Here is a 2,500-nt window from a genome sequence, read left to right as displayed (position 1 = left end):
AACCTCTGGTTTAGGCTGTTTCCCGTTCGCTCACCACTACTTGGGAAATCGCTATTGCTTTCTCTTCCTCCAGCTACTAAGATGTTTCAATTCGCTGGGTTCGCTGCTATCAGTCTATGTATTCAACTGATGCTTACTGGGTTGCCCCATTCGGACATCTCCGGATCAATGCTTGCTTCCAGCTCCCCGGAGCTTATCGTCGGTCGCCACGTCCTTCTTCGCCTCTGTGTGCCTAGGTATCCACCGTTAGCCCTTTGTAACTTGACCACTTGATTTTTTCATGGTGGTCGCTTGTCAGATGCTCCGATTGCTCGGATGACTGACATGCTTTGATGACTTAATTTCTATGCAGTTTTCAAGGTTCTGACTAGAGTTCTAGACTCCAGCATTCCGACTTTCACTCTCGATAGTCTAGGTGCTGATTTCTATTTTTTGTAGTTGGTTGCAGTTAGTGAGAGTGGAGGTAAGCGGACTCGAACCGCTGACTTCCTGCGTGCAAGGCAGGCGCTCTACCAACTGAGCTATACCCCCACTAAGCAAGTTCTGATTTTGATTTTATGAGTCCTGAATTCATCTTTGATGATCCATTACTCATTACTGACAATTCATCACTTTTTTTCCAGGTGGGCCATCCTGGATTTGAACCAGGGACCTCACCCTTATCAGGGGTGCGCTCTAACCAACTGAGCTAATAGCCCGCGATTTCCGAACCAGTTAATAGTTTGAAAGCTTTGACATCTATTCCTCGAACGACCAGGGATGACTGACAACGACCTATTGTTTAGGTTCGGTCGACTATCAGATGGTCTCCCTAAAAGGAGGTGATCCAGCCACACCTTCCGGTACGGCTACCTTGTTACGACTTCACCCCAGTCATCAGCCCTGCCTTCGGCATCCTCCTCCTCGAAAGGTTAGAGTAATGACTTCGGGCGTGGCCAACTTCCATGGTGTGACGGGCGGTGTGTACAAGGCCCGGGAACGGATTCACCGCAGTATGCTGACCTGCGATTACTAGCGATTCCGCCTTCATGCAGGCGAGTTGCAGCCTGCAATCTGAACTGAGGCAGGGTTTACGGGATTAGCTCGCCCTCGCGGGTTGGCTGCCCTCTGTCCCTACCATTGTAGTACGTGTGTAGCCCAGGACGTAAGGGGCATGCTGACTTGACGTCATCCCCACCTTCCTCCGGTTTGTCACCGGCAGTCTGTTTAGAGTGCCCAACTTAATGATGGCAACTAAACACGAGGGTTGCGCTCGTTGCGGGACTTAACCCAACATCTCACGACACGAGCTGACGACAGCCATGCACCACCTGTGTTCGCGCTCCCGAAGGCACTCTTCTGTTTCCAAAAGATTCGCGACATGTCAAGTCCTGGTAAGGTTCTTCGCGTTGCATCGAATTAAACCACATACTCCACCGCTTGTGCGGGCCCCCGTCAATTCCTTTGAGTTTCACACTTGCGTGCGTACTCCCCAGGCGGGATACTTAACGCGTTAGCTACGGCACTGTCCGGGTCGATACAGACAACACCTAGTATCCATCGTTTACGGCTAGGACTACTGGGGTATCTAATCCCATTCGCTCCCCTAGCTTTCGTCCCTGAGTGTCAGTTATGGTCCAGCAGAGCGCCTTCGCCACCGATGTTCTTCCTGATCTCTACGCATTTCACCGCTACACCAGGAATTCCCTCTGCCCCTACCATACTCTAGCTGTTCAGTTTCCACTGCCTTTCCGAAGTTAAGCCCCGGTCTTTGACAGCAGACTTGAACTGCCACCTGCGGACGCTTTACGCCCAATCATTCCGGATAACGCTTGCATCCTCCGTCTTACCGCGGCTGCTGGCACGGAGTTAGCCGATGCTGATTCCTCTGGTACCGTCAGGTTGCTTTCACAACTTTCTTCCCAGAGAAAAGGGGTTTACAACCCAAGAGCCTTCTTCCCCCACGCGGTCTTGCTCCGTCAGGCTTTCGCCCATTGCGGAAAATTCCCCACTGCTGCCTCCCGTAGGAGTCTGGGCCGTGTCTCAGTCCCAGTGTGGCTGATCGTCCTCTCAGACCAGCTACCGATCGTCGCCTTGGTGGGCTTTTACCCCCCCAACTAGCTAATCGGACGCGAGCTCATCTTCAGGCTATAAATATTTTCCCTTTCGGTACATCGGGGCTTAGCAGTCGTTTCCAACTGTTGTCTCCGTCCTGAAGGCAGATTCTCACGCGTTACTCACCCGTCCGCCACTAAGTATTTCTACTCCGTTCGACTTGCATGTGTTAAGCAGACCGCCAGCGTTCATCCTGAGCCAGGATCAAACTCTCCGTGTTGGATTGTTTTTTTTGGCTTTAGCCCAGTTCTTTCTACTCAGCTTGAAGGCTGGTTTTTTTCCCTTGACTTTTTTCTCGTTGTTTGCGATATTGAATATCAGCTCTCGCTTTTACTCTCTATCTTGATTTTTTTGACGAGGTTAATAGTGCTTTAAGCTTTCAAACTATTCTTTTTTCTAGGTTCAG

2 tRNA genes and 2 rRNA genes (1 of these 4 cut by a window edge) are annotated in these 2,500 nt (G+C 50.8%); all 4 read right to left on the bottom strand.

Features of this window, described 5'->3' with window-relative positions:
* Positions 1 to 267: ribosomal RNA gene (locus QT979_RS28310) — 23S ribosomal RNA — on the bottom strand; it reaches 2,637 nt to the left of the window's first position.
* A gap of 191 nt (positions 268 to 458) precedes the next feature.
* A tRNA-Ala gene (locus QT979_RS28305) sits at positions 459 to 531 on the bottom strand.
* 93 nt (positions 532 to 624) lie between these two features.
* Positions 625 to 698: transfer RNA gene (locus tag QT979_RS28300), tRNA-Ile, on the bottom strand.
* Positions 699 to 814: 116 nt separating this feature from the next.
* Positions 815 to 2,314 (bottom strand): 16S ribosomal RNA (locus tag QT979_RS28295).
* Together the 16S and 23S rRNA genes with 2 tRNA genes alongside form the textbook arrangement of a ribosomal RNA operon.
* Positions 2,315 to 2,500 lie beyond the last annotated feature (186 nt).

The organism is Microcoleus sp. w2-18bC1, from assembly GCF_036700365.1.
GTDB lineage: Bacteria > Cyanobacteriota > Cyanobacteriia > Cyanobacteriales > Microcoleaceae > Microcoleus.
The sequence above is the reverse complement of the archived record's forward strand: the minus strand, read 5'-3'. Positions and strand labels throughout refer to the sequence as shown.